Source organism: Pseudoduganella sp. RAF53_2, assembly GCF_052113985.1.
Classification (GTDB): Bacteria; Pseudomonadota; Gammaproteobacteria; order Burkholderiales; family Burkholderiaceae_D; genus Rugamonas.
In genome coordinates this window covers 1-2,614 of sequence record NZ_JBFRDW010000754.1, presented here as the reverse complement: position 1 = coordinate 2,614, position 2,614 = coordinate 1, and the positions used below count along the sequence as shown (strand labels likewise).

Here is a 2,614-nt window from a genome sequence, read left to right as displayed (position 1 = left end):
ATGCAGGAGATCATCTGCTTCAAGCAGACCGGCCTGTCCAATGAAGGCGCAGTCCAAGGCTACTTCACCGCCAGCGGCGTACGCCCCCGCTTCGGTGAACGCCTGCGCAATTTCGGCGTCGTCCTGCCCGACGAGATCTTTACCCCAGCCCTGCCGACGAAAGGCTAAGCCATGGACTACCTCTACTACATCATGGGGACACTGATCTTCCTGGCCGTGGTGCTGGGGATCGAAGGTCTCTACCTCGCCTGGAATGCGCAGAAAGGCCCGGAAGCCGAACGCGTGGCACGCCGCCTGCGCCTGATGTCCGCCGGCGGCTACGCCGGCCAGCAAAACAGCTCGATGATCAAGCAACGGCTGCTGAGCGAGTCGCCTTACCTTCAACGTCTGCTGCTCAAGCTACCCCGCGTAAGCACTTTGGACCGCCTGCTCGAACAATCGGGTCTGTCCTGGAGCGTATCGGACTTTATCACGCTGTCCCTGTTAGCGGCTGCGCTGGCAGGCGGGTTCGCTCTTTGGCTCGGTCTCCATGGACTTCTGGTCTTTGCCGCAGCCGGACTTGCCATAGATCTACCCTTACTCTATGCGCGCCGCGCCAAGGCAAAGCGCTTGCACAAAATCGACTATCAACTGCCGGACGCGCTGGATCTCATTGGCCGGGCTCTACGCGCAGGCCACGCCTTCCCAACCGCCTTGAAAATGGTGGGCGACGAAATGCGTGATCCGATCGCCGAGGAATTTCGCATCGCCTTCGACGAAGTCAACTTCGGTATGTCCATGTCGGAGGCATTGATGAATCTTGCCACCCGCGTCCCCAGCACTGACGTGCGCTACTTCGTGATCGCAGTGATGATCCAACGCGAGACCGGCGGCAATCTCTCTGAGCTTCTCGGCAATATCAGCGCCATTATCCGCGAACGCATCAAACTGCTCGGCCAGGTGCGCGTRCTGTCGGCAGAAGGACGGATGTCAGCCTGGGTGCTAGGGCTGTTGCCCTTTGTGGCGGGCTTCGTTATCCAGCTGTCGAATCCCGAGTTCTTGCAAGTGCTGTACACCGACCCTGCAGGGCGCAAGATGATTATCGGCGCGCTGTCTCTGATGGTTTCGGGTGTATTCGTGATGCGCCGCATTATTAAAATTCGCGTGTAGTTACGGAGGCTGCCATGAGTATCATGCAGATCGCTTTCCTCGCAGTGGTCTTCACCGCCGTTTTCGGCATGGCCTATGCGATCATGAGCCGTTTCTCGGCCGACCCTGTGCAGGAACGCCTGCAGGCCGTAACGGACGCCGGCAGCCGGCGCGGGCATGACCGCAAGGAACGCGGGGCGGCCCGCATGGCGCGGCTGGCACGTATGACGGCGCCACTGGCCAAGTTGTCCGGCGAGTCCGACGAAAACTGGGAACACTCCGCGCTACGCACACGCTTCTTTAACGCCGGTCTGCGCCATCCCAGCGCGCCGGTTCTGTATTTCGCCGCCAAGACAGCCCTGGCGGCAGGGTTGCCGCTGCTGGTGATGATTTTTCACGCTGTCAGCAACAGCAAGATGTCCACGAACGGCACGCTGTTCTGGCTGTTGGTTTCTGCCGCTTTCGGCTACTACTTCCCAAACTTCCTGCTGGCGAATCTGATCCAGCGCCGGCAGCGCGAAATCTTTGAATCCTTCCCTGACGCGCTTGATCTGATGACCGTCTGTGTGGAAGCCGGCCTTGCGATGGACGCCGCCCTGCTGCGTGTGGCCGACGAGATCGGCCTGAAAAGCCCTGTGCTGAGCGACGAACTGCACCTCGTTACGCTGGAACTACGTGCTGGTCTGCCCAAGGAACGCGCACTGCGCAATCTCGCCTTACGCACCGGAGTTGAAGACGTGGATGCACTTGTCGCCATGCTGATTCAGGCCGAGCGCTTTGGCACCAGCATCGCCGATTCGCTTCGCGTGCAATCCGAACAGCTTCGTACCAGGCGCCGTCAGCGTGCGGAAGAAGCAGCCGCCAAGATCGCGCTGAAATTGCTGTTCCCGCTGATTTTCTTCATATTCCCCTCGCTGCTGGTCGTCCTGATGGGGCCAGCCTTCATCCAGATCTATCGCGTGCTGCTGCCCACCATGAGTGGCGTAAATTGAAAACAAGAAGGAGCAAAAAAATGAAGCTCAAGCCCATTGTCTTCGCCATTCTTACCGGTGGCCTTCTGCTACAGGGTTGCGGTGCTCCGCCATCCCGCCCGCTCGCCATGCAGCCGGTCATGCGCATTAATCAGGATAATCAGCTCGCATCATGGAATCGCCTCGGACGCTTTCATCAGGAACGCGGCCAACTGGCCCTGGCGCTCGGCGCTTATGCACAGTCACTGTCGCTGGACTCGAATCAGCTGGAAGCTCGCAATGCGGTCGCCGTCATCGAAGCGCAGCAAGGCCATCTTGAAGAAGCCCGCAAAGCGCTGGTCGCGCTGGTGAATGACTATCCGGGCGAAGCGCAGCCGCATACAAATCTCGGTTACATTCAATATCTGATGGGCGATAACGTGGCCGCCGTGCAGACGCTCCGCCGCGCAATGGCGCTGGGTGCAGGACCGAAGGCCTTCCAGAATCTGCAGTTGGCCGAAGCCGCCGCCCCTGTC

At 59.9% G+C, this 2,614-nt stretch carries 3 protein-coding genes; all 3 read left to right on the top strand.

From position 1 onward, the window contains the following. The first annotated feature begins 171 nt into the window (after nucleotides 1–171). Complete coding sequence (locus AB4Z11_RS28980; protein WP_442029283.1) at nucleotides 172–1,149, top strand: type II secretion system F family protein; 978 nt, start codon at nucleotides 172–174, stop codon at nucleotides 1,147–1,149. Nucleotides 1,150–1,163: 14 nt separating this feature from the next. Further along, nucleotides 1,164–2,120, top strand: a complete 957-nt coding sequence (locus AB4Z11_RS28975; protein WP_442029282.1) for a type II secretion system F family protein — start codon at nucleotides 1,164–1,166, stop codon at nucleotides 2,118–2,120. Between the two features lie 20 nt (nucleotides 2,121–2,140). Next, on the top strand, nucleotides 2,141–2,614 hold a 474-nt coding region (locus AB4Z11_RS28970), incomplete at its 3' end, for a hypothetical protein (protein WP_442029281.1).

Excerpts from the sequence above, each read along its gene's own strand:
- AB4Z11_RS28975 (WP_442029282.1), top strand. The coding sequence starts at position 1,164 with ATGAGTATCATGCAGATCGCTTTCCTCGCAGTGGTCTTCACCGCCGTT.